At 41.4% G+C, this 2,238-nt stretch carries 3 protein-coding genes; all 3 read left to right on the plus strand.

Annotation, left to right across the window (positions count from 1 at the left end):
* Positions 1-25 precede the first annotated feature (25 nt).
* The 3 genes from LNL84_RS19535 to LNL84_RS19545 all read left to right on the plus strand — a co-directional run bounded on the left by LNL84_RS19535 (position 26) and on the right by LNL84_RS19545 (position 2,146).
* Positions 26-406 carry a cytidine deaminase family protein gene (locus LNL84_RS19535; RefSeq protein WP_244359530.1) on the plus strand — a complete coding sequence of 127 codons (381 nt, stop codon included), beginning with the start codon at positions 26-28 and terminating at the stop codon, positions 404-406.
* 149 nt (positions 407-555) lie between these two features.
* Positions 556-1,422: a DUF6236 family protein gene (locus tag LNL84_RS19540; protein ID WP_244359531.1), complete on the plus strand. Its 867-nt coding sequence runs from the start codon at positions 556-558 to the stop codon at positions 1,420-1,422.
* A gap of 118 nt (positions 1,423-1,540) precedes the next feature.
* Positions 1,541-2,146 (plus strand): DUF6680 family protein, encoded by a 606-nt coding sequence (locus LNL84_RS19545; protein WP_244359532.1) that lies wholly within the window; start codon positions 1,541-1,543, stop codon positions 2,144-2,146.
* The last annotated feature ends 92 nt before the right edge of the window (positions 2,147-2,238 follow it).

A 2,238-nucleotide genomic window follows, 5' to 3' on the forward strand; every position in this document is an offset into this window, starting at 1 on the left:
GGCGTTATGTGTATAAGGAGTATGAATGCACAACAAACTTATCGCTCTAGCGCAGTCAAAGCTTAGAGATCAAGAATTCAGTGGCAAGCTAAGCTGTGGGCAAGTATCTTCAGCAATCGAGACGTCATCTGGAAAACAGTTTAGTGGTGTTTGCATCGATGCTGCATGCTCTTTAGGAATTTGTGCTGAACGAAATGCAATCGGTACAATGGTTACAGAGGGTGAGTTTGAGATTACAAAGCTTGTTTGTATCAAGGGCACTGAATTTATTTTACCTTGTGGGGCATGTCAGGAGCTTTTACTTCAGCTTCACCCAAAGAATTCAGAAATGGACATTGTTACTCACGCTAATGGTTCAACTATGAAACTAAAAGAACTCATGCCTTATTGGTGGGCCAACACATAACAAATGCTTCAAAGGGACAATCAACGCTAGGCGAGTTCAGTATTTATAGTCATGTCAGGTGTTTACGGCATGTTAGTTTAATTTCAGTGGTAGCGTTGCTTGCCCATTAAGCAGGCGTTATAGGGCTTTAGAAAATAAGGAGTACTTTGATGGGAAGGGGTGTTGTAGCATCACCAGCGTTAATCGATATCACATCCAACGGATTTATGATGAAGCGATCAATTTCTCCAGAGGAAATTCGTTATTACGCTTTGTACTGGGACAAAGTTGTTATTCCAGGTAGCAACTTGGTTTATGTTGGAGTTCCTGAAGAAGAGGTACTCATTGAAACTGGGGTAATTGAACGCCCGCGTGTTGGGTTTCAAGGCTCTTGGGGTGGTTCTGATTTAGGTCACTCTTTTGCAATCGCACAAGCTAAGATAGCTGAATCTCTACTAGCGTCAAATCGTGAAATTGATTGGGTTTTACACCAAATGGGCTCATCCCTTGCTTTACCTAGCAGTTTTCAATCACAACAACGGAATCTACGGTTCGACTTAATTAATGCGTTGCCAGTACCACACGGTGATGTACCAATCGAAGAATTACTTGAATTCAAATACCGTAGAAGAGATCAGTTAAACGTATTACATAAGTCACTTGATGATCTTTATATTCAAATTATTAAATCTCCTGACCCTGCATTTACATCGTTACAAGCTGTATCAGATCTTAAAGTTGCTATATCTGAACTCAATCAAGTATCAAACGAGCGTTGGAAGAAAACGAGTAAGTATGACTTTTCTGCCCAACTTAACTTAGATGGCGGAAAGTTAGTTCAAGGTGTTGCAGCAGGTGCTGCGTTTGACTTTTTCTCAAACCCAACAGACTTGCCACTTGGGGCAATTGTTGGGGGGGTTGCATCGATGATAAAGCTACAAGCCAAAGTATCGACAAGCTTTGAGCCAGCGAAAAATCAATCATCTTTAGGGTATCTATCAATGGCACATAAAGAAAAGGTGATACCAGCCCTATAACAAACGCTTCAAGTGGGATTCGTAAACGCGTGCCGAACTCGCTTCGCTCAAACATGGCACACGTTCACTCACCCCTTAAGCGGGCGTTATGTTTATCGAGGAAAATATGGAACTAAACATGGATATCAAAGATTGGATTACAATCGGGGCGGTTATTATCGGTCCAATATTGGCAGTCCAAGCTCAGAAGATAATTGAAAATATAACCGAACGAAAAAGAAGAAAACTTCAATTGTTCCACACTCTGATGGAAACGCGTGCAACGAGATTATCTGGAGCTCATGTTTCTGCACTAAATATGATAGATCTTGAATTCTACGGGAAATCTGTTTTTGGTAAACGTTGGCAGTCCGAAGCTGATAAGAAAGTTACGAATGCTTGGAAAATATATAACGATCATCTAAATAATAGTGTCCCTGATGAAAGACTCGATGCATGGATTGAGCGGAGTAATGATTTATTTACAAGCCTTCTTTACGCTATGGCTCAATCATTAGGTTATGACTTCGATGAAGTCCAGCTTAAAAGAGATTGCTACAGCCCTATTGCGCATGGGCGTGTCGAAAATGAACAGACTAAAGTACGTGAAGGCGTATTAGCTGTTTTAGAAGGCAAGCGTTCGTTACCAATGCACATAACCTATTTGCCTCCATATCATCCAATAGACCCCGTTGTTCAACCTGAAGTAACAGGTAACGAAAAGGTAGAATCGGTGGCAAAATAAACATCACAAACTGTTCAAGAGGGATTCGCAACGCGTGGCATTTTCACTATGCGTTGGTTTTGGTGTTTAAGGTGGTTTTCGGCGGCATCGGC

The organism is Vibrio gelatinilyticus (assembly GCF_022836845.1).
Taxonomy (GTDB): Bacteria; Pseudomonadota; Gammaproteobacteria; order Enterobacterales; family Vibrionaceae; genus Vibrio; species Vibrio gelatinilyticus.

What these genes read in the sequence shown, in the direction of transcription:
- LNL84_RS19535 (WP_244359530.1), top strand. Translation starts at nt 26, where the DNA reads ATGCACAACAAACTTATCGCTCTAGCGCAGTCAAAGCTTAGAGATCAA.
- LNL84_RS19540 (WP_244359531.1), top strand. Translation starts at nt 556, where the DNA reads ATGGGAAGGGGTGTTGTAGCATCACCAGCGTTAATCGATATCACATCC.
- LNL84_RS19545 (WP_244359532.1), top strand. Translation starts at nt 1,541, where the DNA reads ATGGATATCAAAGATTGGATTACAATCGGGGCGGTTATTATCGGTCCA.